Here is a 24699-nt window from a genome sequence, read left to right as displayed (position 1 = left end):
GTTGGTAAATTATACCACGGACACGGCGATGCGCCATGCTTTGAACCGAATCACTGCTATCTGAGAGTGTTTACGGTTGTCGGGAGGCTTTGTGCGCTCGTTGAGCATTCGCGGGAGTCTGCTGGTGGTCGCCGCGATCACCCTGGTCGTGGCCGCCGTGGTCGGCGTCATCGGCATCGTGCGGGCGGGCTCCATCGCCAAACGCACCGATACGATGTATACCGACTCCCTCCAGCCCCTGAACGTCGCCAAGGATCTGCAGCAGCTGGTCTGGCACGGCCGCTGGGCCAGCCTCTCCGGCACCACGAGCAGCAGCCTGAGCGCGGCCAAGACGTACAACGACCAGGCGGCACAGATCTTCAACCAGATCCCGCTGCAGATCAAACAGTTCCGCACCTACCACGTCTCGGCCCCGGAGCTGGCCGCGCTGAGCTCCTTCGAGGCGTCCTGGGCGAAGTACAACCAGCTCCGGGCGCAAGCCGTGCAGCTGAAGGCGGCCGGCCGGATGGCGGAGTGGGAAAACCTGCGCACGACCGGCCTCAACCCGACGATCGCCCAGGCCATCCAGCAGATCGACACCCTGGTCAACACGTCGCTCAAACGCGCCGCGACCTCCGCCGCGGACGCCAACCGCTCGGCCCGCGACGCCCGCGTCACGATCATCCTGGTGCTGGTCGTCGGACTGCTGATCGCGGGGTCCGTCGCCCTGGTGACCGCCCAGGCCATCGGCCGGCGGCTGACCGCCCTCCAGCACGTGCTGTCGGAGATGGCCGACGGCGACCTGACCGGGAACGAACCGGACACCGCCGGCCACGAGATCGGCGCGATGTCCCGCTCGGTGCACCAGGCGGCGACCCGGATGCGCGAGACCGTACGCGAGGTCGCCCAGATCAGCACCGGGCTGTCCACCGGCTCGACCGAACTCCAGCAGGCCAGCCGCGACCTCGCCGGCAACACCGACCAGGCCTCCGGCCGCATCGGTTCGATCGACGCCGCGGCGGGCGAGGTCAGCGCCGGCGTGCAGGCGGTGGCGAGCGGCGCCGAGGAGATGGGCGCGGCGATCCGCGAAATCTCGATCAGCGCCACCGAGGCGGCCCAGGTCGCGGCCAACGCGGTCGGCGCGGCCGCCCAGGCCAAGGAACTGATGGTCAAACTCGACGAGTCCTCCGCCCAGATCGACAGCGTGGTCCGGGCGATCACCGCGATCGCCGAGCAGACCAACCTGCTGGCGTTGAACGCGACCATCGAGGCGGCGAGGGCCGGCGAGACCGGCAAGGGCTTCGCGGTCGTCGCGGGCGAGGTCAAGGACCTGGCCCAGGAGACCGCCAAGGCGACCGAGGAGATCAGCCGCCGCACCGAGGCGATCCAGGCCGACACCCGCGTCGCGGTCGACGCGATCGCCGGCATCGGCGAGGTCATCGAGCGCATCAACGACTACCAGAACACGATCGCCTCGGCGGTCGAGGAGCAGAGCGCCACCACCAGCAACATGACCGGCGACCTCAACCGCGCGGCCGGCGGCACCTCCCAGATCAGCCGCGAACTGGCCGACGTCGTCTCGGTCACCGCCACCACCCGCGACGCCGCCCAGGCCACCGAGCGCACCGCCGGCGACCTGGCCGACATCGCCACCCGCCTCAACACCATGGTCGGAGCCTTCCGCTACTGACCGGGCGGCCTCTCCCGGGGCAGGTGGACGGTGAAGGTGGTGCCGATGTGGGGGCGGCTGGTCACGTCGATGCGGCCACCGTGGTCGGTGACTATGCGGTGGGCGATGGTCAGGCCCAGGCCGGTGCCGCCGGTGGCGCGCTGGCGGGCCGGGTCGGCGCGCCAGAAGCGGTCGAAGACGCGGGGCAGGTCGCCCGGCGCGATGCCGACGCCGGTGTCCTGGACGGTCAGCACCGCCTCGCCGTCGTCCGCCCGCACCTTGAGCAGCACGTGGCCGCCCTCGTCGGTGTAGCGGATCGCGTTGCTCAGCAGGTTGCCGAGGACCTGGCGCAGGCGGTCCGAGTCGGCCTGGACCCAGACCGGGTGGGGGGCGTCGACGGTCAGGGCGATGCCGGCCTCGGCGGCGACCGCGCGGTGGGCGGTGGCGCCGGCCGAGACCAGGTCGGCCAGGTCGGTGGCGGACCGGGCGTAGTTGAGGTCGCCCGCCTCGGCCTGGGCCAGCACCTGCAGGTCGTCCAGGATGCGGCCCTGGAGCAGGGTTTCCTCGTGCAGTGAGGCGAACAGTTCGCGGCTGGGCTCGACCACGCCGTCGGACAGCCCTTCCAGATAGCCGCGGAGGTTCGACAACGGCGTACGCATCTCGTGCGCGACGTCGGCGATGAGCCGGCGCTGTCTCTCCTCGCTGCGTTGCACCGCCTCGGCCATGGTGTTGAACGACTGGGTGAGCCGGTCCAGTTCGCTGCGCCCGCGCACCGGCACCCGGATGTTGAAGTGGCCGCCCGCGAGCAGCACCGACGCCATCGTGAGGCGGCGCACCGGACGGCTGAACCGGCGGGCGATCCACGCCGTGCCGAGCACCGCGACCACGACCAGCCCGGCCGCCCCGAACGCGGCCGGCCGGCCCAGTTCGGCGAGGTCGAGCCCGTTGCGGCTGCCCAGGAAGAGTTGCAACGGCACCGCCGAGACATCGGTCACCGCGGTGCTGAAAGCCCACTCGAGGCAGCCGGCCTTCGGCAGGCCGGTGGCGTCGGGCGTCTGGCAGGTGGTGTATTGGGACCAGGCGGCGGACAGCCACGTCCTGTCGTCGCGTACGGCAGCCGCGGCCTGCGAAACGCAGGCCGGACGGCCGGAGATCTGCGCCGGGGTCAGATAGGGCGGCTTGGCCGTCGGCAGGCCGGCGTCGCCCGTGCAGCGCACCGCCAGCAGCGCGGCCCGGTACTGGGCCGCCTGCCGGAGCATCAGAGCGCCCGGCCCGCCGAGGGCCCCGTCCTGCGGGGCCGGACCGAACAGGTCGGCCGGCAGCAGGCCCGTCTTCTTCACCCACTGCCGCTCGGCCGAGGGGGAAAGCCGGGACGGCGTCTGCAGGATCGACGGGTCGATCGTGGGGCGCGGGTCGATGACGATCGTGCCCCGCACCGGCCCGGAGGCCTGGTTCGCGATGTTGTCGGAGTCGGCCACTATGTCGCCGATCCCGCCGGCTTCGGTCGACCGCAACTGGATGTGCAGCTCGGTCCGGTTCGACTCCTCGGCCACCACCTTGTCGACCCCGGGCCAGCTGCCGTGCCGGAATCCGTAGTCGCGCACCGCGTCGATGATCTCGTCCTGGTGGTCGGCTGCCGCGCGGGCGGCCTGGGCCAGCTCCCGCTGGGTGAGCCGGAGGGTGAGCCACGCGGTGGCGCCGATCGCGGTCACCGCGACGACCATGACCAGCACGAAGATCCGCAGGCGGAAGCTCAATGCTCGGCCATCCGGTAGCCCCGGCCGTACACCGTCTGCACGTAGCGCGGCTCGGCCGGGTTGTCCTCGACCTTGCGGCGCAGGTTGACCACGTGGGCGTCGACCGTCCGCTCCGAGACGTCGTGTTCGAAGCCGAACGTCTTGTCGATGATCTGGCCGCGGGTGAAGACCCGGCCCGGCTCGCCGGCCAGCAGTTCGAGGATGCCGAACTCCTTGGCGGTCAGGTTCACCGGCACGCCCCGGATCCGCGCCTCGAACCGGCCCGGGTCGACCTCGAGGTCGCCGACCTTCAACACCGCGGTGGCTCCCTCGGCCGCGCCGGTCCGGCGCAACAGAGCCCGTACGCGGGCGGTCAGTTCCCGAGGGCTGACCGGCTTGCCCAGGTAGTCGTCGGCGCCGATGTCGAGCCCGAGCAGCATGTCGTTCTCCGACGAACGGGCGGTGACCAGCAGGATCGCCACGTTCGACTCGGCGCGCAGGATGCGGCAGACGTCGAGACCGTCGACGATCGGCATCATCACATCGAGGACGATCAGATCGGGGCGGCGGGCGCGGGCCTGTTCCAGCGCCGCCCGACCGTCACCGACCGTAAGCACCTGATGGCCCTCGCGCTCCAGATAAAGCTTGATGAGCTGCGCGTGCTTGGGATCGTCGTCGGCCACGAGGATACGTGCAGTCACGTCGCGATTCTGGCCCAGGCGGTCAAACATTGTTGGGATCCGGTGAAGTTCCCCTCCGATTTCGATGGGCGCCCGGATCTCGACGACTTCCGCACAGGTTCCTCACAACCCCGGTCGTACGTTCCGCCGCATGTGTGGTCTCAGTGTTTTCGTCAGCAGCCGCCCGCAGGCCGGTGCGCCCGACCCCGACACGATCGCGGCGTTCTCGGCCGCGCTGGAGACGATGCACCACCGCGGCCCCGACGACACCGTCGTCGAGTACGCCGACGGGATCGCCTTCGGTTTCAAACGGCTCGCCATCATCGACCGCGAGGGCAGCCCCCAGCCGGTGCACTACCCGGCGGACTCCGGCCGGTGGACCGTGGTCTGCAACGGCGAGATCTACAACTACCGGCAGCTGCGGGACGAGCTGATCCGGTCGAACGGCGCCTCGTTCACGACCGACGGCGACGCCGAGGTGCTGGCGGCGGCGCTGCACTACTGGGGTGCGGGCGCCCTGCCCCGGCTGCGCGGGATGTTCGCGTTCGTCGCGTACGACCACTGGACCGGCACCCTGCACGCCGCCCGCGACCCGTTCGGGATCAAGCCGCTCTACCTGCTCGAGACCATGGACGGACTGTTCCTGGCCAGCGAGCGCAAGGCCCTGGCGCCGTTCAGCGGCAACGCGGCCGCCGCCCTCGACACCGACGCGCTGGCCCACTACCTCAGCTTCCAGTTCGTGCCCGACCCGCTCACCCTGCACAAGCAGGTTCGCCGGGTGCCGCCGGGTCACCGGCTGACCTGGACCCCGGGCGGTGGCGTCCGGCAGGAACGCTACTTCCGCCCGTCGCTGCGGCCCCTGCACCGGCCGGCCGACGAAGCGCACGAGCACATCCAGTGGGCGCTGCGCGACAGCGTGCGCGCCCACCTGCGGGCCGACGTGCCGGTCGGCGCGTTCCTGTCGAGCGGCATCGACTCGACCGCGATCGTGGCGCTGGCCCGCCAGGAGGTGCCCAACCTGCGGGTGTTCACGGCCGCGTTCGAGGAGGACGGCTACTCCGAACTGGCGGTCGCCCAGGACACCGCCGGCCGGCTCGGCGTCGAGCTGATCCCGGCGCCGATCACCGAGGACGACGTGATCCTCCAGCTGCCGCGGATCGTGCACCTGCTCGACGACCCGATGGGCGACCCGTCGCTGATCCCGCTCTACTTCGTGGCCCGGACCGCGTCCCGCTACGTCACCGTGGCGTTGTCCGGTGAGGGATCGGACGAGCTGTTCGGGGGCTACACGATCTATCGGGAGCCGATGTCGCTGGCCGGGATCAGCTGTCTCCCGGCGGTCATGCAGCGGGGCCTGCGCGGGCTGTCGCACGTCATGCCGGAGGGCATGCGCGGCCGCAGCTTCCTCGAGCGCGGCACGACGCCGATCGAGGAGCGCTACTACGGCAACGCGCGCATCTTCTCCCCGGCCGAGAAGGCGGAGATCATGCGATTCACGGCCGAGCCGCACACCGCGGTCACGGCCCACCTGTACGCCGAGACCGCCGACGTCGACGACCCGGCGTCCATGCAGTACGTCGACCTCCACACGTGGCTGCCCGGCGACATCCTGGCCAAGGCCGACCGCATGTCGATGGCGCACTCGCTGGAGCTGCGGGTGCCGTTTCTCGACCCGGCCGTCTATGCGGCCGCGGCCGGGCTGCCGACCGGGATGAAGCTGCCGGCCCACCAGCGTACGACCAAGGCGGCCCTGCGCGAGGCGATGCGCGGCATCGTGCCCGAGTCGGTCCGGGACCGGCCGAAACTCGGCTTCCCGACCCCGACCCGGGTGTGGCTGAAAGGCTCGATCGGCGACTGGATCGGCGGCCTGCTCGCCGATTCGGGAGCAGGCCACCTGCTCGATCTGCGCTACGCCGGGCAGCTGCTGGCCGACCACCGGGCCGGCCTGGCCGACAACTCCCGCAAGGTGTGGGCGGTCGCGATGTTCTGCCTGTGGCACGCGATCGAGATCGAGCGGACCATCAACCCGGCGCCGTCCGACGTCTACCGGCCCCGGCTGCGGCACGGCGCCCCGCTAGGCCACGTCACGGCGGCGTAGCAACATCGCCGCCAGGGCGACGAAGGCCACGAGATAGATCGCCGCGGTGGCGGTGGCGGCCGTTCCGGTCAGCGAGGTGACCACGCCGGGCGTGCCGTCCGGGCTGCTGGCCGGGGTAGCGCCGACGGCCGCCGCGAGTGAGCCGGCCGCGGTGCCGGGCAGGTGATCGGTGATGGGGTTCAGCCAGTCGAGCAGGCCGCCGACGGCGCGCAGCAGGTTCTCCACCACGAGCGCCCAGACCAGGCCGAGGCCGACCGCCAGGGCCGGGCCGCGGGCGAGCAGTCCGATGAAGACGCCGGCCGCCGTCCACAATGCTGAGATCAGCACCGTGCCGCCCAGGGCCTTGAGCAGCGCGAAACCGCCGGGCAGGGTCAGCGCCTGGCCCTCGGCCGACGCCACGAGCAGCGACAGGGCGAGGTCATAGACGAGGGTCACCAACACGAAGACCATCACCGCGACCAGCAGGGCCAGGAACAGGCCCCGAGCCACCTGCAGACGCGTGCGGCCCTGAGTGAGCACGGTCTTCCAGGTGCCCCAGGAATATCCCGACCCGGCCGCGAGCGCGCCGAGGATGAGCAGGATCGCGCCGCCGAACATCGGCGTACCGCTGACCAGCATGACCGGCAGCTGAGCCGGAAGCATGCTGCTCAGCAGCTCGGCCTTGCTCGCACCCTCGGTCGAGAAGCCACCACTGCCGCTGCTGCGGTAGGAGAGGTAGGGAAACAGGAAACTGAAGAGCCCGCTGAGCAGCAGCCAAACTCCCAGCATCAGCCAGGCGGCCGGCCACTTGCGCAGGCGCAGCAGATCGGCGGTCATGCGGACACCTCCGTCAATTCGAAGAAAGCCTCTTCCAGGGAACGTTCGGCGGGCCGGATCTCCTGGACACCAGCCCCGGCCAGCACCAGCTCGCGGGTCAGCTCGGAGGCCCGCCCGGGGTCGAGGCGCAGGCGCACCAGACCGTCGGCGACGGTGACCGCGTCGTCGCCGGCCAGCCGCATCCCGACCGCCAGCACCACGTCGAGCGGCTCGGCCCGCACCAGCAGGCCGCCGGCCGCCCCGCGCAGCTCGGTCACCGGCGCCTCGATCACCAGCCGGCCGGCGTTGATCACCGCGACCCGGTGGCAGATCTCCTGGACCTCACCGAGCAGGTGGCTGGAGAGCAGCACGGTCTGCCCGGCCGCGGCCAGCGCCGCGACGAGCGTACGCATGTCGGCCACCCCGGCCGGGTCGAGCCCGTTCGTCGGCTCGTCCAGGATCAGCAGCTCCGGGTCGCCGAGCAGGGCCGCCGCCACGCCCAGCCGCTGCTTCATGCCGAGCGAATAGGACTTGAACCGGTCCCCGCCCCGGTCCCGCAGGTCGACCCGTTCGAGCACGGCGTCGGCCGCCGCGTCGGGCAGTCCCCGATAGCGGGTGAGCACCCGCAGGTTGTCCCGGCCGCTCAGGTAGGGAAAGAAGCCCGGGCCCTCGACGAGCGCGCCGACCCGCCGGGCGACCTCGGGACGGCCCGGCTCCCCGCCGAGCACCGTCGCGCGCCCGCCGGTCGGCGTGATCAGGCCGAGCAGCATCCGCAGAGTGGTTGTCTTGCCGGCACCGTTCGGGCCGAGGAAGCCGTAGACCTCCCCGCGCCGGACGGTCAGGCTGACCCGGTCGACGGCGAGGCGCTCGCCGTACCGCCGGGTCAGATCGTGAGTCTCGACCACTGAAGTCGTCATGCCGTCCAGGCTCCCGCCGCACCCCTCCCGGCGCGTCCGCCTGAGCGCGGCCCCGGCCGTACGCGGATCCGCGTAGAAGGGGTACGCGTGATCTGGGACGCGAGAGCGCGCACCCGCGCCTACCGTGTGCTCATGAGGATCGGGCGAACCCGGGGCCGGCTGACCGACCTCGCGATCTGCCTGCCGCTGCTGCTGATCGGACTCGGCGGCACCGGGCCGGCCGGGCGCAACCAGCCGGCCAGCACCCGCGCGCCCGACCACTTCGCATACCTCCTGGTGCTCGTCGCGGTGGCCGGGGTGGCGCTGCGCCGGCGGCCGGCGTGGAGCCTCGCGGTCACCGGGGCCGCGCTGGCGGCCTATCTCGCGGCCGGATATCCGTACGGGCCGGTGCTGTTCACCGCCCCGGTCGTCCTCGGCAACGCCGCCGCCCGCTGGCCGTTCCGCCGCGCGGCGGTGGTCGGCGGGGCCTGGATGCTGACGTTGCTCGGCGCGGTCTTCGTGAAGGAGTCGCGGACCACCCCGCCGATCGGGGCGGTCGGCGCGGCCTGGCTGACCTTCGCCTGGCTGGCGATCGGCGCCGGGTCACTCGCGGTGGGCGCCGCGGTCCGGGTCCGCGGTGAGTCGGCCGCTCGCGTACGCGCCGAGCAGGCCCGCCGGGCGGCGGCCGACGAACGGCTGCGGATGGCCCAGGACCTGCACGACACGATCGGACACGGACTGGCCGTGATCGCGATGCAGGCCGGAGTGGCCCTGCACGTGCTGGAACGCGACCCGGCGCAGGCGCGCGAGTCGATGGAGGCGGTGCGGGCGACCAGCCGGGAATCGCTCGAACATCTGCGCACCCAGCTCGACACCCTGCGCGGCACCGACGAGCCGGCAGCACGACAGCCGAGCGCCGGACTGGCCGACCTGTCCCGGCTGATCGAACGCGTCCGGGCCGGCGGCCTGGCAGTGCGGCTGAGCGGCCGGCCCGCGGTGCCCGACGCCGTGGGCACGGCCGCCTACCGGATCATCCAGGAGTCACTGACCAATGTGCTGCGACATGCGGGCAGCACCTCCGCCTCGGTCACCATGGACGTCTCGGCCGGCGTCCTGCGGGTCACCGTCGCCGACGCGGGACGGGCCCCGGGCGTACCGGCACCGCCGCCGCCGGAATCCGGCGGCTCGGGCATCGCCGGCATGCGCGCCCAGGCACAGGCCCTCGGAGGAACGCTGACCGCCGGGCCCGGACCAGGCCCGGGTTTCACGGTGGCGGCCGAACTGCCGGTGGGAGAACCGTCGTGACGCCGATCCGGGTGGTGGTGATCGACGACCAGGCCCTGGTGCGCATGGGCGTGCGGGCCCTGCTGACGGTCGAGGAAGACACGTCGCTGGTCGGCGAGGCGGCCGACGGCCGGGCCGGCATCGAGCTGATCCGGCGCACCCGGCCCGACGTCGCGCTGATGGACATCCGCATGCCCGCCCTCGACGGCCTGGCCGCCCTGCGCGAGATCACCGCCGACCCGGCCCTGTCCGGCACCCGCGTGGTCATGCTGACCACGTTCGGCCTCGACGAATACGTCTTCGAGGCCCTGCACGCCGGCGCCAGCGGTTTCGTGCTCAAGGACGCCGACCCCGAGGAACTGCTCCGGGCCGTACGCGTCGTCGCCGCCGGCGAGTCACTGCTCTCCCCCGCGGTCACCAGCAGCGTGATCGCCCAGTTCGCCCGGCGCGGCCCGGCCCGCACCACCCACCCCCGCCTCGGCGACCTGACCGAACGCGAACGCGAGATCGCCGGCTGGGTCACCACCGGCATGTCCAACGACGAGATCGCCGCCCGCCTGGTGGTCAGCGCCGACACGGTCCGCACCCACGTGAGCCGGGCGATGGTCAAGCTGCACGCCCGCGACCGCGCCCAACTGGTCGTCTTCGCCATCCAGTCCGGCCTCGGCCCGTCCGCGCCTTGAACCCGTCCCGGCCGGACGGTCCTGCCATAATCCCCACCCATGCACGAGATCGTCACCGCGGCTCTGGTGCGCGAAGGCCGAGTCCTGCTCGTCCACCGAAATCCGGACCGCCGCGCCTACCCGGACGTGTGGGATCTGCCCGGCGGACACATCGAGACGGGCGAGACCGAGCTGGTCGCGCTCGCCCGGGAGATGCACGAGGAACTGGGCGTGCGGATAGCAACCGGCTCGGCGATCCCCCTGTGTCGCCTGGACGCGGGCCGCGGAGAGGAATCCGTACACCTCAGCGCCTGGCTTGTCGGCGAATGGGAGGGGACACCGGCAAACGCCGCCCCCGACGAACACGACGAGATCCGTTGGTTCCGGCCCGAGGAGTTGCCTCCGGTCGCCCACGAACTCATAGGCACGGCGATCGTGAAGGCGAACCTCAACGCGCTGACGGTTCGCGCGGTGGAATCGTGAGCGCCGAGCGCACCGGACGGGGCCGTCCGCTCGGCCCGAGCGGATGTCACGGGGTTGGCGTCCGGGCGTCGTATCCGGCCAGTTCCTGCTCGTCGGGCGGTTCGAAGTGACGCCGCCATTCGTCAACGTCCGAGCGTTCAACGGGAGGATCCTCCATGGCCCGTTCTTGGATCCGGCGCCAAAGTTCGTCATCCGGGACATCGAGGTAGTGCAGCTCCACGGCAGCCCCGAGCCTTTGGGCCTGAAGTCTCAGGGCGTCGCGCTCTGAACGGGCCCACGTTCCCCATTCGATAATCACCGTGTTGCCGAGGAGCAGCAGTTCCTTGGCCACCGACCATTGAAGCGTTTCTACACGCTGTCGCATGGCGTCGTCCCACACGCTGATGCCGAGCGCTGTCATCCACTCATCCGGTCCGAGCCGTAGGCCGCGCCGTTGAGCGGCTACTTCCTTGGCCCTGGTCGTCTTCCCGCTGCCGGGCAGCCCGCAGATGATGATGAGTCGGCCCCGCGATGACCCATTAATTGGGCGATCAGCACCGTCCCTCGTCATACGAGCCATTGTCTCCCGACGCCGGCGAGCCACGCGGCGGCGGACAGGCTGCTCGTCCGGACAGTAATCCGTCGCAGCAGTGCCGATCGACCACCCGAATCGGCTGCAGATGCCGACGAGCTCGTCGGGATATTCGTCGGACCTGTCGATGTTGGTCATGACCCTCTCCCGGCTACGACGGTGTCCGCGTTGCGGATCTTGGACACTGCCGCCGGTGCGCCGAGGAACACCAGCATCGCCAGGCCGGTCGGGATAACCAGGGCAACCGGCAGCGTCGCCCGTGCGGCGACGTAGCCGATGGCTGCCGGCCCGACCAGACCGCCGGAGTAGCTGACGGTCGTGGCCGCGGAGAGCCGGGGGCCGACCGCTCCGGCGGCGCCCAGCGCGCTGAGCACGACGGGCCACACCACGGCCATGCCCATGCCGGCGAGCGCCCAGCCGGCGGTGGCACAGGCCACCTTTGTTGGCATAGCCGCCGGCAATGCGCCTGAGGCCAGCACCAGGCCGTGCCCGGCGGCGGCAGCGCCTCCGGCCAGTCGCAGGGTCGTCGAGGCACCGAGCCGGGCACGCACCACGTCGCCGGCGAACCGCACCACCGTCATCGCGGCGAAGAAGACCGTGTACACCAGTGAGGCAACGGACGGGTCCGCGTGCAGCACTCGCGTGGCGTGGACACCGGCCCAGTCGGTTGCGGCGCCTTCGGTGATGAAGGCTGCCGCCCCGACGGCACCGAGCATGATCACCAGTGTGGAACGCGGCGCCCGCGTCGTCGTGGCCGCGATATCCGGTCGGGTGTCCGCATCCGCCGGTGCCGCACGCATCCACATAGGAAGCCTCGACGCCGCGGCCCGGCCAGCGACAGCAAGCGCGACCCCACCGGCGATCTGGACCCCCCGTACGTCCAGGCCGAGGCGTAGAGCGGCGGCAACCGCCGTTCCGCCGGCGACCGCGCCGAGCGCCCAAGTGCCGTGCATCCGCGCGATGACCGGCCGGCCGAGCGCGCGCTCAACGGTCACCGCCTGCACGGTCAGAGCCACGTTGAGGCCGCCGAACTGAACACCAAGCACGAAAGCGGACACTGTCAGCAGCCCGGCCGATGAAGCAGCGGCCGGACCGGCCAGTGCCACCGCCGACGCCGGAATGGCGAACTGCAGCAGGCGCCGTGCGGTCCACCGGTCGACCAGCCGTCCGGCGAGCGGCATGGCGATGAGGGTGCCGACCGCCAGTGCTGTCAACGCTCCGCCGAGTCGCCCCGGACCGAGGTTCAGCCGGGCGTCGGTGGCGGCGAGCGTGGCACCCCATACCGCCGTCAACACGCCGGCGAGTCCGAAACACGCTGCGACCGCGCCGAAGGCGCCGGCCACTTTGCCATCTGAGCGATCCATGCCGCGATCGTTTCGTGGCACACCAGTCAAGGTCGAACACCTATCTGGCCATGATTCACACGGCACCCGCGTCAATCGAGGTAGAAAGGAGCCTGTGCCCGACGACCTGGAATTCAGACTCCTGCGGTACTTCGTCGCCGTGGCGGAAGAGCTGCATTTCAGCCGGGCCGCGCAGCGCCTGTTCGTGGCGCAGCAGGCACTCAGCCGGGACATCCGACGGCTCGAGGAGCGGCTCGGCGTCCGGCTGCTCGACCGCACCACCCGCCGGGTCGCGCTCACCCCCGCCGGTGCCGTACTACTCACTCGAGCCCGGGAGCTACTCGCGCATTTCGATGCGACCGTACGCGAGCTGCGCGGCGAGCGACGGTCCCTGACCGTCGACGTCGTCGGGCCGGGCCTCACCCCCGAACTCGTTCTGGCCGCGGCTCGGCAGCACGCGCCGGACGTCGAGTTCTTCGCGCGTTTCCACAGTGGCTACGAAGCCGCCCCGCCGATGCTGCTGGCCGGGCGGCTCGACGTGACCTTCGGCCGCCACCACCCGCTGTCCGACCGGCTGCGGCAGCGGACCGTGCGGCGAGAACCGTTCGCCGTGCTCGTATCGGAGCACCACCCCCTCGCCCGGCTCGACGCGGTGCCGCTCGCGTCGCTGCGGGACACCGGGCTGTGCTTTCGTGCCGGCAACCACGCCACACCCGGATGGGAGCACGCGGCCGTGCAATTGCTCGCCCCGTTCGGCATAGACCCGACGGACGCGCATCCACACGTCTACGGACTCGACGAACTGGCACGCCACATCCACGACCGCAACGCGCCCGTACTCGCCATGACCACCCAGCCCGCGGTACCCGGAGCTGTGCTACGCCCGCTCGTCGAGCCGGTCGCCCTGTTTCCCTGGTCGATGATCTGGGATGCCGGCACCAACCATCCCGGCCTGCAGGCCCTGCACCAAGCCATCGACCAACTGACCGCGACCAACCACTGGCTCCGCATACCTGACGGCGCCTGGCTCCCCGAGCCGGAAGCGTCACAGCCTCGCTGACAAGTGCCTTGGAATCCCAACCACATGCCGTTGCTTCGGCGCGGCAACCAAGCTGGTCACCGCCGTTGACGCAAGGTCACCGCAGCACCCGGTAACGCAGGTGCGTCACGTCGCGGTCGTGCAGCCGCCGGACCAGTTCCAGCTCGACCGGCCCGGAGTCGACCGGGTCGAACAGCCGGCGACCCGCGCCCAGGAGCACCGGAACGAGATTGATCTCCATTTCGTCGAGTTCGCCGGCTCGGAGCAGCGCTTGTCCCGCGCCCGCACCGTGGACCAGCACGCCCCGGTCACCGGCCGCGGCGCGGGCCTGCCGGGCGCATTCGGCGACGTCGGTGAAGTACCTCGTGTTGGCCGACAGTTGCTCACTGTCGTCGGGGTGATGGGTGAGGATGAGGATCGGGACGCCGTCGTGGTGGTCACCGTGCCAACGGTCGGCGAGTTCGAACGTGCGCCGCCCCGCGATCACCGCCCCGGTCGCCGAGCCCTCCCGGTAGACGCGCCCGCTGGGGCCGTCCCCCATGCGGTCGTCGAGCCAGTTGAACAGCCGGCCGCCGTTTCGGCCGAGGCCCTGGCCCTTCCGGTCGTCCGGTCCGGTGATGAAGCCGTCGAGAGACATCGACATGTAGAGCCGGATCGGGCCGGTCATGCTCGCTTCACCTCGTAGCGGAGGTGCAGGGTCTTCGGCGCCTCCAACGTTCGGACCAGGTCCAGTTCGATGTGTTCAGGTGGCAGATCCTCGAACAGGAGTCGGCCCTGGCCGAGCAGGACCGGCATGAGCTGAAGCTCGATCACGTCGAGCAGGCCGGCCTTCAGGCACTGCTGGGCGGTGTACGCGCCGTGCATCATGACGTCCCGGTCGCCTGCGGCCGCCTTGGCCTGCTCGACACACGCCGCGATGCCCTCGGTCACGTAGTGCACCCGCTCGTACGGGTTGTGCGCCGGAGCCTCGTGGGCGGGCACGAAGATCGGTACGCCGTCGTGGTGGTCGCCGCCCCAGTAGTGGGCGAAGTCGCCGGTCCGCCGCCCGGTGATGACGGCGCCGGTCGCCTTCGACTCGTCGAACACGGTCTGGCTTTGGCTGTTGGTAGGTCGGAACTCGGCCACCGTGGGCCCCGGGCCGAGCCATTCCATCAGCCGCATGCCGCCCACACCGGCCGGGTTGTCCTCGTCGTCGTCGGGGCCGGTGATGAATCCGTCCAGGGACATCGCCATGTACAGGATGATGCGGGCCATGACTCCTCCATATGTTCACCTTGATCAGGCTCGAGGCAGGCCGGCCGGGACGTCGTGGCCCTGAACGCCACCGGCATCCTCACGCCGAGGACACCCGGCACCTTGCCACCTGAGCAATCCATGCCGTGATCGTTTCGCGCCGCACCAGTCAAGGTCCAACACCTGTCAACTCGCGATTCACACGGCACCCGTGTCAATCGAGTCGGATCAGCGAGCCGGTCGCCGGGGCGCACGATCTGCCGCAGCCGGCGACCCCTCGTCCTCGGTCAAACGACGTGCCCGAACAGGATCTGCCATCTCGGCAGACCCCGGCTGCTGGCGATAGCGTGCCGGCGACGAACGGGCATCGCAGCCGGACGCGGCCACGGTGCCGATGTAGTCGCCGGGAAGGCACCCCCAGCGGCAAATCCAGATGTCCTGTTGGGCGTCATCGGCCGTAATAAATCAACCGGCCAGGACCGACGATCAGGTCGAGAAGGACCAGGCAGGACATCACGCCACCAACCACGGCGAAGATCCCGCCAATGATCCGGTCGAGAATAACGAGCGGTGTCTGGTCCGCTGGTCCACGGCGAAAACGAGGACTCCATCGCTGAGCCGCTCGCACATGTTTCGCGGCGAGTTCACGGTAATTGGTCGCCAGCGCAGTCCCAGCCACCGTCATAAAGATCGAAAACCCGAGGGCGATCCACGGTGCAGCCACGTCGGTCAGCGTCGCACGGCGGCACAACCACCACGGCTAGCACCCGCTACCCGACCAAGCGTGCCCGCGCGGACCGGTGGGACCCGGCGGGCGCTCCCCTCTGCCGGCCCGGTCAGCGTCGCTATGACCATATCTGACCCGCTCAGCGCCCCAGAGATTCGCGAAAGCAGCCGAAGAGGGCATTGACCTGGGCCTCCCCTTCCCTGAATATCTCTGGTCGCCAGGGTGGATCTCGCCGCGGCTTCGACCGTCGCGGCCCGCGTGGCCGTACGTCCGCAGAAAGTGACCTTCCATGACATCTGTCCCCGGTCGGCTCGTCGTTCTTGTCACCGTTCTCGGGCTGACCGCCGCCGGCTGCAGTTCTCACCAAGCCGGCTCGCCGGTGGTCTCCTCGGAACCGTCTCGAACGGCGCCGCCGCCGGTCGACAACAGGGCACCCCAGCAGATCGTGATAGCCGGCTTTCCGACCGGGACGTCACCCATCTATCACTACACGGTCAAGTCCCTCGACTCCTCCGAGAGCGGCGTGATCGATGCACCCGACAAGATCGCCGAAATCACCCTGTCGCCGCAGCACTACACGAGGCCGCCCTACACCGAGGTCGTGATCTATCTGCTGACGAAGGACAGGTCTTGGCTGAAGCTGGAGGACCAACCGGCCGGCCGCAGCGGGTTTCCGCAGAAGTGGATGTCGTTCGACCCCAAGAAGCTGCCAAACGAGGACGGAACGCCGGATGTCTACTCCGGCGAGACCGCGCCCAGGGCCGCCTACATCATCTTCGAAAACTCCAGCGACATCAGCCGGACCAGCTCGGGCCATTTTCGGGGCACCGTCAATCTCAGCCAGACTGAGGGCTTCTTGACCGCTAAAAATCTCAAGGCACTCGGGAAGAAAGCGGACTCGATCCCCTTCACCGTCGTGCTCGACGCCCAGGGCCGGCTGACGTCGACCACCATGCGGATTCCCGCTGCGGCCAAGTTCAAGGGCGGCACCTTCGAGATCACTTACGACCACTACGGGACTGCGGCCGTGCCGAAACTCCCGACCGCTGCCGAACAGACGAAGGCCCCGGCCACGCTCTACCGGTTGTTCAACTGAAAGCATTGGTGACGGGGTCGGCCCATGTGGCCCGCAGAAGGCCGACCAGACCCGTACTCGCCGAGCGCCTCGCTGCCGAAAGAAGTGACTCGGCGGCTTGCGCCTCGTGGGCCAAGGTCGCGGCAGTCACGGCCTTGCGACGTGCCTCTTCCTCGGCCCGCCCCGCCTCGGCCTCGGCTTGCTCGTACCGTCGTCGAGCCTCGCGCACCCGTAGCTCCCATCCGAGCGGCATCGCGGCCGGGCCGGGCGTGGGTTCGGCCATGACCAGCGTGTGCTGCCAGATCCGGTTGAGTTCAGCCACCGACAGCTGCCTGCGCTGGTAGGCGTCCAGCGCGGCTCGCTGCAGGAGCTGATGAGCTTCGCCGGCCGCCTCGGCGTGTTTCAGTGCCAGTCGGTGGCGTTGCTCCGCCATGTCGCGTGCCGCGGCAGCCTGTACCGCCGCATGCTCTGCTTGGTCGGCTTCCTCCAGGGCGCGTTTCGCCGCTGCGGTTGCCGTTTCGGCATAGGCCGCCACGACGTCCACCTCGTCGGTGATGGGCACGGCCCAGCCGTAATCCGTTCGGATGTCGGCGCGTTCGTGTTGGCGATGAGCAACGATGCCCAGCAGCACCAGAGCCAGCAGCAGGTTGACCTGGACGGCGCCGACAATCAGCACTACGAGTATCGACACTGTGGTCCCTTTCCATGCCGGGCGGCGAGACCCTGCGGTCTCCTCGACCGTATTGCTGATCTTCGGACGGCGCACGGCGAAACGGCGCCTCGATGGAGTGGGTGAAGTCCCCCGGAGCCGGACGGGCCGGTTACGGCTCGCCGGTCAGCCGCATCCGGCCGGGTCGCGGGTAAGCGTGACAATCCCGCTCTTGAAGGGATGGCCATCGGGCCCAGCTGGGCGAGTCGGTGTGCCTGTGTTCATAGGCTCCAGGTCCAGATGGTGCCGTCCCAGTGGCCGGAGATGACGATGGGCCTGCCGCCGAGATTGCCGATCGCGATGGCTTCGGCTCCCTTGTCCGGGCCGGCGAGGCCATCGCCGTAGGGCCGGTCGGTAGCCAGATCCCAGATCCGGATGGTGTTGTCGTCGTTGCCGGAGATGGCGATGGTCCGGCCGTTGACGGTACCGATGGCCACGGTCTTGACCGCGTTGTTGATGTGGCTGAGGATCGTGCCAGCGGGCTCAGCTGCGGTGAGGTCCCAGATCCGGACTTCACCGTCCTCGCCGCCCGAGACCGCGACCGTTGTGCCGCGCGTTGTGCCGATGGCCATCGTTCCGACCATGGCCTGATGGGCGCCGAGGTCGCGGACGACGCGTGACGCGTCCAGATCCCAAAGGCGCACCGTGCCGTCCGCGCTGCCGGACACAGCGATCGCGGTGCCTTTCAGGGTGCCGGTGGCGATGCTGGTTACCTCGGAATCGAGCCTCCCGCCGAGGATCTTGCCGCTGAGTTCGGGGACGGCCGGGTCCCAGACCCGGACCGTGCGATCGTCTGCGGCGGACACGACCACGGTCCGGTTGCTCACGGTTGCCAGCGCGACGCCGTTGATTCCGCCGCCGAGCCGGTCACCTATGCGGGTGCTCGTGGGCGGGTTGGCCGTGAGGTCCCAGACCCGCAGTGTGCCGTCGACGCTGCCGGACACCGCGATCGGGCTGCGTAGGGCGATGGAGTACACGGGTTTGTCGTGGCCGGTGAGTGGACTGCTGCGAGCTCGGCCCGTCGCCGGGTTCCACAGTTGCACAGTGCCGTCGGCCCGTCCGACGACCGCGACAGGCTCGCCCTTCAACATGCCGATCGAGACAGACCAGACGGGGTCGTCCTTGGCGATCGGAGGGCTGAGGAGCCTTCCGACGGAGCTGTAACCGGCGTCGTCGAGGGGCGGGCCGGTTCCCGTGCCCACAGAGCTCGAGGCCGGTGTCGGCCGCGGCGACACGGCTCTGTGTAACCACATGGGAAGGAGGACGCTTGCCCCCGCGACGGCCAGCGCCGCGGGCGCCGCAAGGAGGATGCGCCGTCTGGTGAGGGCACCCGTTTCTCCTTCCAGCGCATCGCTGTTCTCGGCCGCGGGCGCTTGAGCCGGGGACGGAGTCTTGGGAGGCGCCGTGGACGGAGTTCCGGGAGGTATCGTCCCGGCTTCGGCGGGGATGGGGCCGGAAGGGCGTTCCGGGAGGGGACGGACGGCGGCGCGGCGTGGATAGCGGTCAAGCTGGTCTCGTAGGTCCCGATAGGCCTTGTCCCAGCTGCGGCGATCGCCGAGGACGGGCGGCAGCGAAATGTTCTTCTTCGCTGCGACGCGTAGGCAGGTATCGACGAAGACTTCGAAGTTCGCCATTTCCGGCCGAACCGGGCGCTCTCGACTGGTCATTCCGGCTATGGTGCTGCGTTTGAGGCGCACCGCTTTTTCCGCCCGGCGACGCGGAGTCTGTTCGCTTTCGATCTCCAACTGTCTTATGGAAAGACCCACCGCCTCTCGCAGCGCCTGTAATCGGCGAGCGAACGTCACTCTCGGATCGGTCGTCTCATCCACGCACTCTCCTGGGCTTTTGCAGGTGAGGTGTCCGGCACCGCCGGACACTCAGATCGATGCAGCGTACCTCCCCACCAGCGGATAGTCAGGACCCGGCAGAAAATGCGTCCGGGCCGCTTGCCGGACACCTTGCCCGGGCAGGATCGTTGAGCGGGCATCGGTGCACATCTGCCGGTACGTAATCGACGCGCATCAACGGCTTTTGTCAGTTACCCGACTTTCGCCCAGCGCTGCTTCTGGTCTCACACATTCGTCGGCGAATGACCGCCACGGATGCGCAAGGCGCTCATATGGACAATTCCCGGGCCGGCAAAGTCAGCCGCCGGCCAGGACCGCGTCCAACCGCCGCCTTGATCGTCCCGTCTACCGGCGCCGCGGCCGGCGACGGTGCCCGTCGGTCTCGAGCCGGACCACCAACCCGAACGGAGCGGTTATGCCAACTGACCCAGCGAGCGAATTCGTCGACAAGCTACGTGTCTTCGAGTCCGTCCCCGATAGTTTCGACCCACGTGCCGCCTCGGCGAGCGACCTACGCCGGTACGGTTACCCGCGCCGTCCCGATCCCGAGACCGAGCCGCTCTTTTCCCGCCTGTGGGAGGACGCTTTCGACGATCGGACAACGATGATCACACCCAAGCTGAGCATCGATCCGATCATGAGCTCGCGACGGTCCAGACAGCGTCGCTCCGCCGCTCTTGGACTGGTCGACCAGCAACAGTTCGCGGCGAGCGGCTGGGCGGGCGCGATATTGTCCCGGCCTCCGGATGAGCCCTTGACCGCCGTGTCCGGGTCATGGACCGTCCCGAACGTGGCCTCACCGGGTCCGCTTCCGGCTGGAAGCTACACCATCGGTTTCTGGATCGGCTTGGACGGCGCCTTCGCGAGCAATCAGGTGGTACAGGCCGGCATAGCCGCCTCGATCGACGTGCCGGACGGATTCACCCGCTACTGGGCCTGGTTCGAGTGGTTCCCCGCGCTGTCGATGCGGATCGACAATTTCGACATGCTTTACGGTGACACCATCACGATGACGGTCTGCACACCAAGCTCCGACCACGGTTTCGTCTCGTTGAAGAACCAGCGGACCGGCGTGGCCACGAGCGTCGGAATCCCGCAACCCACCCCCGGCCTGCTGTCCGACGGCAGCTCTGCCGAGTGGGCGGTCGAAGCCATCGACAACTTCGTGCCCTACTTCAGCAACGTCCAATTCCATGACTGCACAGCGGGAAGCAAGACCCATCAGCTGGATCTGGGCAACGACTACGCGATCACCGAAATCCGTGGCAACGGCCGGGACTTGACCGCAACAAACGTGTTCCATCACGTAGTGGACGCCATCGGCCACCCGCCAACGGCCATCAACAACGTCGATGTAAGTTTCGTGTCGAGTGGCGTCTAGGGCGATCACCGAACGGTCATGAAAGGCATTCGGTGGAGCGAGTAAGAGGTGCCGGGTAGTCGAGCGCAAGACATTTGCCTTGGTATACCTACGTCGGCTACTTATCCGGACGTCGGCCGGCCCGGCGTGGGTGCTGCCAGACGTAAGGCCGGCCGGCACCCGGGGTCGATGGTCCCAAGCGTGCGGACATCCTCGAGTTGCGGCTCGATCGCGCGCCTACAGGTCGTGCCAGGGAGAGCGGGGCGACGACAACCGCTCGACCGGGGTCGTCGTGGGCGCCGGCTGGCGTGGGGGCCACTCGGGTGGCGCCGTCATCGTCTCGCCGTCCAGTTCTGAGATCCAGCCGTCGGGGTTGGCCGATTCGGGCTTCCAGTCGGGGGAAAGTACGGCGCCCACGTCGAGATCGTCCAGTTCGGACATCCAGCGCGGCCGGGGTACGGCCTTGGAGTCGGGCTGGTCGTCTTCGGTGACCCAGCGGGCCGGGACCGAGTCGGCGTCGGCCGGGCGGGGTGGGCGCCAGTGGGGTTCGGCGTGCCCGGGGGCCGACGTGAGGGAGGCGGCCGCCGGGCGCGCCTGCATCGAGGGCTGGGGCCGGGAGGGTGGGACCCAGACCGGGGGCGGGCCCCACCAGATGATGCGCTGGCTGCCGCGGGCCATTCTCGGGGTGACCGGGATCGGGGCCGGCGGGAGGACCGGCGGGGGTGGTGGCGCGCCCTCGGCCGACGGCACCGCGGTGTCGTTGTTGGCCGGTGCGCTGGCGAGCAGCACGGCCGCGGCCACCGTGACCAGGCCGGCGACCGTGGCCGCCAGGCTCCAGCCGGGGCGTACGGTGTCGCCCAGCATCAGCAGGGCCATCCCGGACGGGGCGATGACCTCGGCGATCCACAGGACGGCGGTGACCGGGCCGACCTGGCCGCGCTGCAGGGCGTTGGCATAGAGCAGCATGCCGGTGCCCGCGAAGACGACGAGCGCGCCGGTCATCGGCTCGGTCACGATGGCCAGCACCGCCGACAGCGGGTGTGCGGTGGCGTCCGGTGGGAGGGCGAGGGCCCGGCCGCAGAGGGCGGCCGCGCCGAGGGCCAGCCCGGCCAGGCCGGCCGCGACGCCCGGGCCGGTGACCTTGGTGGAGATCCAGCCGATCAGGGCGGTGGCGACCGCGGCGACGCAGAAGCCGAGGCGCAGCTGGGGTGAGGCGACCACGGCTTCCTGTGGGCCGGCCGACATGGCCAGGACGGTCAGTGCGGCGACCGTGACGACGATGGCGACCGCGTCGCGCCGGCGGAGCCGGGAGGCGAGGAAGATGCGGGCCGCGACGACGGTGATGGCGAGCGAGCCGGCCAGGACCGATTCGACGAGGTAGACCGCGAGTTCGCGCAGGGCGACCATCGAGCCGGCCCAGGCGAGCAGGTCGCAGACGGTTCCGATGATGTAGAGCGGATGGCCCAGGGTCTGCACGGTGCTGGTGCTGCGCCGGGCGCCGACGGCCTGGAGGATCGACGCCGCCGCGTAGGCGAAGGCGCCGAAGATGGTGATCGCCAGCGCGATCCAGCCGGCGGAGGTCATGACCGTCGCCGCCGTGATGCGTAACGCTGGGTATACCGAGCAATCACACAGCGATAATATCCACGTCGGTGACTTGATCGATAGTCCTGATCACACGGGAACCGTGACGAGAATCTGGCCGGCGTAGGTCTCGGCCTGTACCGAGGTCACGTCGGCCGGGGCCATCAGCGCCGAACCGTCCACCGCCATCGGCCCCGCGGCGGCCAGCCACGAGGCGGCCTGCTGGCGGCCCCCGTCGGCCGAGACCACGAAGATGCGGCACTGCTCGCCCGCCGGCACGCCGGACAGGACGGCATGCACCCGCACCCAGCCGGCGGCCGGCGTGACGGCGACGGTCATCGAGACCCCGGTCCGGGGGTCGGTCGCGGCCACCGGCGACACCGAGGGGGCGGGCGCCGCCGTAGCAGCGGCCGGGGACGTGAACCGGCCGGCCGAGATGCCGCCGGCCAGCGCGATCACGAAAACGGCGACACCGGCGAGCACCCACAGGTAACCACGGGAGCGGTGCGACTCGCGTACGTCGGAAAGCGTCAGTTGCAGCAGGCCGGAACCCTCCGGAGGAGGCCCGTCGAGCAGTGCCTCGGGTGGGATCTCGCCCAGCGCCGCCTCCATCTCGCGCAGGTCGTCGACCTCGCGCCGGCACGCCTCACAACTGTCCAGATGGGACCGGACGGTGGCCCACTCCTCGCCGTCGAGGACCCCCAGGACGTACGCCCCGAGCAGCTCGCTCTCGTGTCCGCTCACGGCGTGACCTCCCGGACGAGCGGCGCCGCCGAGACGCCGAGCGCGTCCCGCAACCGCCGCAGCGCCGCCGACACCCGGGCCTTGACGGTCGCCTCGGACACCCCGAGATCGGACGCGGTCGATGCCACGTCACGCCCCTGGAAGAACACCGCGTGCAGCACCTCGCGTTGCTCGGGCGGCAGCGTGCGCACGGCTCCGAGCACGGCCGTCGAGTCGACCACCAGACCGGCGTCGGCCTCCTCGCCGCGCCGCTCGGCGATCACCCGGCGCACGACCGCGAACAGGTAGGCCCGCGCGGCTCCGGCGCCGGCCGTCGACCGCGGGTCGGACCAGGCCCGCAGCAGGGTTTCCCGGACCACGGACTCGCCGCCGGCTCGATCGCCGGCCAGCCTCGAGGCGTACGCGACGAGCGCCGCACCGTGGTCCTCGAAGAGTCCCCGGATCAGGACCTCGCCGGCCGAGCCGACCGGCCGGCTCACTCCCCCACCCGCAGCACCGAGATCGTGTCGTCCTCGCCGTCGGAGACGTAGGCCGAGCGGCCGTCCGGGGACACCGCGATGTAGCGCGGGCTGTGCCCGACCTTGACCGTCGCCGTCACCTTGCCGGTGTGCCCGTCGAGCACCGAGATCGTGTTGTCGCCCTCGTTGACGATGTAGCCGTGGTCGCCGTCGGCCGAGAACGCCGCACTCTGCGGCTCCTTGCCGACCTTGAACGGGCCGGTCCGCTTGAGCGTGGACGCGTCGATCAGGTTGGCGGCGTTCGCCCCGAACGCGGCGACCAGCACCCGGCGGCCGTCGGGTGAGACGGCCAGGCTGTGCGGGGCGTTGCTGACCGGCACCGACCTGATCACCTTGCCGGTGCCCATGTCGATGGCCGAGACCACGTTGGACTCGTGGTCGGGGGTGAAGGCGCGCATCAGGTCGGGCGAGAAGCCGACCGAGTGCGGGTTGGGCGGCGTCTGGATGCGGCCGTCCGCCTTCATCGTCCCGGGGTCGTAGATCTCGACCCGGCCGGCGCTGTGGATCGGCACCCAGAGCTTGCCGTCGGGGCCGATCGACAACGCGTACGGCTGGGTGCCGGTGACCAGGTTGCGCAGCACCTTGTGGCTGGCCGCGTCGATGACGGCCACGCCGCTGCCGGTCAGGTCGGTCTCGTACATCGACACGAAGACCAGCTTGCCGTCGCGCGAGGTGGTCACGAACCGGGGCGTATCGCGCAGCTTCACCGAGGTGACCTGGCGCGTGCCGACGTCGACAACCGAGAGGATGCGCGCGCTCTGGTTGGCGACGTAGACCGTGCGGCCGTCGGGCGAGACGGTCAGGCCTTCGGGCTCGTTGCCGACCTTGATCGTGCCGGCGACCGTCGGCTTGTCGACGCTGGCGATGCGTTTGGCCAGCGGCTCCCGGGCGACGGCGCTCGGCGGGAGCTGCGTGGTCGGCGCGACCGAGACCGGTGCCGGGGTCGGCGCCGCCACCGGCGCGGGACTGCCCCGGTCGCGCATGGTCAGCGCCATCGCGACGCCCGCGCCGCCGAGCACGACCAGGGCGACCAGCGATCCGGCGAGCACCGCGGTGCCGGCCCGGCGGCGGCGCCGGACGGGCGGGTCAGGAGGCAGCACGGTCACCTGGGGTATGCGCAGGCCACCGAGCGAGTCGACCGCGCGCAGCCGGGCCTCGACCGCGGTGGTCGACATCGGACCGGACGCGATCTGGCCGGTGACGCGTACGTCGGCCCAGCCGGCCGGGCCGCGTACGGTGACCGAGCCGTCGAGCCAGTCGGATCTCGGCTGCCAGACGATGTGCAGCCGGCGGCCGTCGAGCATCGCCCGCAGCCCGGGACCGGAGACGGTCAGGGTGGCGGCCGCGACGGCGAGCGGTGGACCGTCGACCGCGACCTCGGCGGCGAGCCGCGGGGTCTCGGGCGTGACCTGGCCGAAGTCGATGCGGTCGGGGTTGAGGCGGACGGCCGTGCGCTCGAGCGACGCGGCGGCCGAGGCGGCCACGCTGCGGCTGTCGTCCTCGGTCATCCGCTGCAGCACCGCGCGGGCGGCCGCGGCCAGTTGGAGATCGGCACCGGCGGCGATGCGGGTGAGTTCGTCCACCCCGGACAGCCGCTTTTCCCGGATCGGGCTGCCGATCTCGGTCAACACATGCGGTGGAATCCGTAGTTCACTCATAGTGTCCCC

General features: G+C 70.3%; 23 protein-coding genes. 8 read left to right on the top strand and 15 right to left on the bottom strand.

Features of this window, described 5'->3' with window-relative positions:
* Nucleotides 1-91: 91 nt before the first annotated feature.
* On the top strand, nucleotides 92-1669 hold the full coding sequence (locus AB0M88_RS08695) for a methyl-accepting chemotaxis protein (RefSeq protein WP_364097564.1): 1578 nt from the start codon (nucleotides 92-94) through the stop codon (nucleotides 1667-1669).
* Here the strand turns inward: AB0M88_RS08695 and AB0M88_RS08690 are convergent.
* Nucleotides 1663-3405, bottom strand: a complete 1743-nt coding sequence (locus AB0M88_RS08690; RefSeq protein ID WP_364097561.1) for an ATP-binding protein — start codon at nucleotides 3403-3405, stop codon at nucleotides 1663-1665. The two genes, AB0M88_RS08695 and AB0M88_RS08690, sit on opposite strands and share 7 nt — an antisense overlap.
* The gene (locus tag AB0M88_RS08685) at nucleotides 3402-4115 is read right to left on the bottom strand and encodes a response regulator transcription factor (protein ID WP_364097558.1); all 714 of its coding nucleotides are present in this window, start codon (nucleotides 4113-4115) and stop codon (nucleotides 3402-3404) included. The genes AB0M88_RS08690 and AB0M88_RS08685 overlap by 4 nt, the downstream gene beginning before the upstream one ends.
* Nucleotides 4116-4215: 100 nt before the next feature.
* On the opposite strand from AB0M88_RS08685, the gene asnB reads away from it, so the two are divergent.
* The gene (gene asnB / locus AB0M88_RS08680) at nucleotides 4216-6162 is read left to right on the top strand and encodes an asparagine synthase (glutamine-hydrolyzing) (RefSeq protein WP_364097555.1); all 1947 of its coding nucleotides are present in this window, start codon (nucleotides 4216-4218) and stop codon (nucleotides 6160-6162) included.
* Here the strand turns inward: asnB and AB0M88_RS08675 are convergent.
* A complete protein-coding gene (locus AB0M88_RS08675; protein WP_364097552.1) occupies nucleotides 6139-6978 on the bottom strand; it encodes an ABC transporter permease in 840 nt (279 codons plus the stop codon). The genes asnB and AB0M88_RS08675 overlap by 24 nt on opposite strands.
* The gene (locus AB0M88_RS08670; RefSeq protein ID WP_364097549.1) at nucleotides 6975-7874 is read right to left on the bottom strand and encodes an ABC transporter ATP-binding protein; all 900 of its coding nucleotides are present in this window, start codon (nucleotides 7872-7874) and stop codon (nucleotides 6975-6977) included. Before AB0M88_RS08670 ends, AB0M88_RS08675 begins: the two co-directional genes overlap by 4 nt.
* A gap of 132 nt (nucleotides 7875-8006) precedes the next feature.
* Here AB0M88_RS08670 and AB0M88_RS08665 point away from each other — a divergent pair, with 132 nt between their 5' ends.
* Genes AB0M88_RS08665 through AB0M88_RS08655 form a run of 3 tightly spaced genes read left to right on the top strand, consistent with a single transcriptional unit; the run spans nucleotide 8007 to nucleotide 10282 of the window.
* Nucleotides 8007-9158: a sensor histidine kinase gene (locus AB0M88_RS08665; RefSeq protein WP_364097547.1), complete on the top strand. Its 1152-nt coding sequence runs from the start codon at nucleotides 8007-8009 to the stop codon at nucleotides 9156-9158.
* Nucleotides 9155-9820: a response regulator transcription factor gene (locus AB0M88_RS08660; protein WP_364097544.1), complete on the top strand. Its 666-nt coding sequence runs from the start codon at nucleotides 9155-9157 to the stop codon at nucleotides 9818-9820. Before AB0M88_RS08665 ends, AB0M88_RS08660 begins: the two co-directional genes overlap by 4 nt.
* A gap of 39 nt (nucleotides 9821-9859) precedes the next feature.
* Nucleotides 9860-10282, top strand: a complete 423-nt coding sequence (locus AB0M88_RS08655) for an NUDIX domain-containing protein (RefSeq protein WP_364097541.1) — start codon at nucleotides 9860-9862, stop codon at nucleotides 10280-10282.
* A 46-nt stretch (nucleotides 10283-10328) separates the two neighbouring features.
* Here AB0M88_RS08655 and AB0M88_RS08650 read toward each other — a convergent pair whose 3' ends face one another.
* Together AB0M88_RS08650 and AB0M88_RS08645 are read right to left on the bottom strand one after the other, a co-directional pair.
* The gene (locus tag AB0M88_RS08650; RefSeq protein WP_364097539.1) at nucleotides 10329-10991 is read right to left on the bottom strand and encodes an ATP-binding protein; all 663 of its coding nucleotides are present in this window, start codon (nucleotides 10989-10991) and stop codon (nucleotides 10329-10331) included.
* Entirely contained in the window at nucleotides 10988-12292 is a 1305-nt protein-coding gene (locus tag AB0M88_RS08645; RefSeq protein ID WP_364097536.1) for an MFS transporter, read from the bottom strand. The genes AB0M88_RS08650 and AB0M88_RS08645 overlap by 4 nt, the downstream gene beginning before the upstream one ends.
* A 31-nt stretch (nucleotides 12293-12323) precedes the next feature.
* On the opposite strand from AB0M88_RS08645, the gene AB0M88_RS08640 reads away from it, so the two are divergent.
* Nucleotides 12324-13256: a LysR family transcriptional regulator gene (locus AB0M88_RS08640; protein ID WP_364097794.1), complete on the top strand. Its 933-nt coding sequence runs from the start codon at nucleotides 12324-12326 to the stop codon at nucleotides 13254-13256.
* 76 nt (nucleotides 13257-13332) lie between these two features.
* On the opposite strand, the gene AB0M88_RS08635 is transcribed toward AB0M88_RS08640, so the two are convergent.
* The 3 genes from AB0M88_RS08635 to AB0M88_RS08625 form a co-directional block, all read right to left on the bottom strand.
* Nucleotides 13333-13902: a dihydrofolate reductase family protein gene (locus tag AB0M88_RS08635; protein ID WP_364097533.1), complete on the bottom strand. Its 570-nt coding sequence runs from the start codon at nucleotides 13900-13902 to the stop codon at nucleotides 13333-13335.
* Nucleotides 13899-14489, bottom strand: a complete 591-nt coding sequence (locus AB0M88_RS08630) for a dihydrofolate reductase family protein (RefSeq protein WP_364097530.1) — start codon at nucleotides 14487-14489, stop codon at nucleotides 13899-13901. The genes AB0M88_RS08635 and AB0M88_RS08630 overlap by 4 nt, the downstream gene beginning before the upstream one ends.
* 427 nt (nucleotides 14490-14916) lie before the next feature.
* Nucleotides 14917-15192 carry a hypothetical protein gene (locus AB0M88_RS08625; protein ID WP_364097527.1) on the bottom strand — a complete coding sequence of 92 codons (276 nt, stop codon included), beginning with the start codon at nucleotides 15190-15192 and terminating at the stop codon, nucleotides 14917-14919.
* A 382-nt stretch (nucleotides 15193-15574) separates the two neighbouring features.
* Here AB0M88_RS08625 and AB0M88_RS08620 point away from each other — a divergent pair, with 382 nt between their 5' ends.
* Nucleotides 15575-16291 carry a hypothetical protein gene (locus tag AB0M88_RS08620; RefSeq protein ID WP_364097524.1) on the top strand — a complete coding sequence of 239 codons (717 nt, stop codon included), beginning with the start codon at nucleotides 15575-15577 and terminating at the stop codon, nucleotides 16289-16291.
* Here AB0M88_RS08620 and AB0M88_RS08615 read toward each other — a convergent pair.
* Nucleotides 16284-16961, bottom strand: a complete 678-nt coding sequence (locus tag AB0M88_RS08615; RefSeq protein ID WP_364097521.1) for a hypothetical protein — start codon at nucleotides 16959-16961, stop codon at nucleotides 16284-16286. The genes AB0M88_RS08620 and AB0M88_RS08615 overlap by 8 nt on opposite strands.
* Before the next feature lie 239 nt (nucleotides 16962-17200).
* On the bottom strand, nucleotides 17201-18808 hold the full coding sequence (locus AB0M88_RS08610; protein ID WP_364097518.1) for a hypothetical protein: 1608 nt from the start codon (nucleotides 18806-18808) through the stop codon (nucleotides 17201-17203).
* Between the two features lie 433 nt (nucleotides 18809-19241).
* Between AB0M88_RS08610 and AB0M88_RS08605 the strand changes: the two genes are divergently transcribed.
* Nucleotides 19242-20207 carry an A4/G1 family peptidase gene (locus AB0M88_RS08605; protein WP_364097515.1) on the top strand — a complete coding sequence of 322 codons (966 nt, stop codon included), beginning with the start codon at nucleotides 19242-19244 and terminating at the stop codon, nucleotides 20205-20207.
* Between the two features lie 216 nt (nucleotides 20208-20423).
* On the opposite strand, the gene AB0M88_RS08600 is transcribed toward AB0M88_RS08605, so the two are convergent.
* The 4 genes from AB0M88_RS08600 to AB0M88_RS08585 form a co-directional block, all read right to left on the bottom strand.
* Nucleotides 20424-21770, bottom strand: a complete 1347-nt coding sequence (locus AB0M88_RS08600; RefSeq protein ID WP_364097512.1) for a hypothetical protein — start codon at nucleotides 21768-21770, stop codon at nucleotides 20424-20426.
* Nucleotides 21771-21860: 90 nt separating this feature from the next.
* Nucleotides 21861-22514, bottom strand: a complete 654-nt coding sequence (locus AB0M88_RS08595; protein ID WP_364097509.1) for a zf-HC2 domain-containing protein — start codon at nucleotides 22512-22514, stop codon at nucleotides 21861-21863.
* Nucleotides 22511-22993, bottom strand: a complete 483-nt coding sequence (locus AB0M88_RS08590; RefSeq protein WP_364097507.1) for a sigma factor-like helix-turn-helix DNA-binding protein — start codon at nucleotides 22991-22993, stop codon at nucleotides 22511-22513. Before AB0M88_RS08590 ends, AB0M88_RS08595 begins: the two co-directional genes overlap by 4 nt.
* On the bottom strand, nucleotides 22990-24690 hold the full coding sequence (locus AB0M88_RS08585; RefSeq protein WP_364097504.1) for a YncE family protein: 1701 nt from the start codon (nucleotides 24688-24690) through the stop codon (nucleotides 22990-22992). Before AB0M88_RS08585 ends, AB0M88_RS08590 begins: the two co-directional genes overlap by 4 nt.
* Between the last annotated feature and the right edge of the window lie 9 nt (nucleotides 24691-24699).

Origin of the sequence: Actinoplanes sp. NPDC051411, assembly GCF_040682075.1 — a bacterium.
Taxonomy (GTDB): Bacteria; Actinomycetota; Actinomycetes; order Mycobacteriales; family Micromonosporaceae; genus Actinoplanes.
Note: the sequence above shows the minus strand (reverse complement) of the source record. Positions and strands in the feature narration are given on the sequence as shown.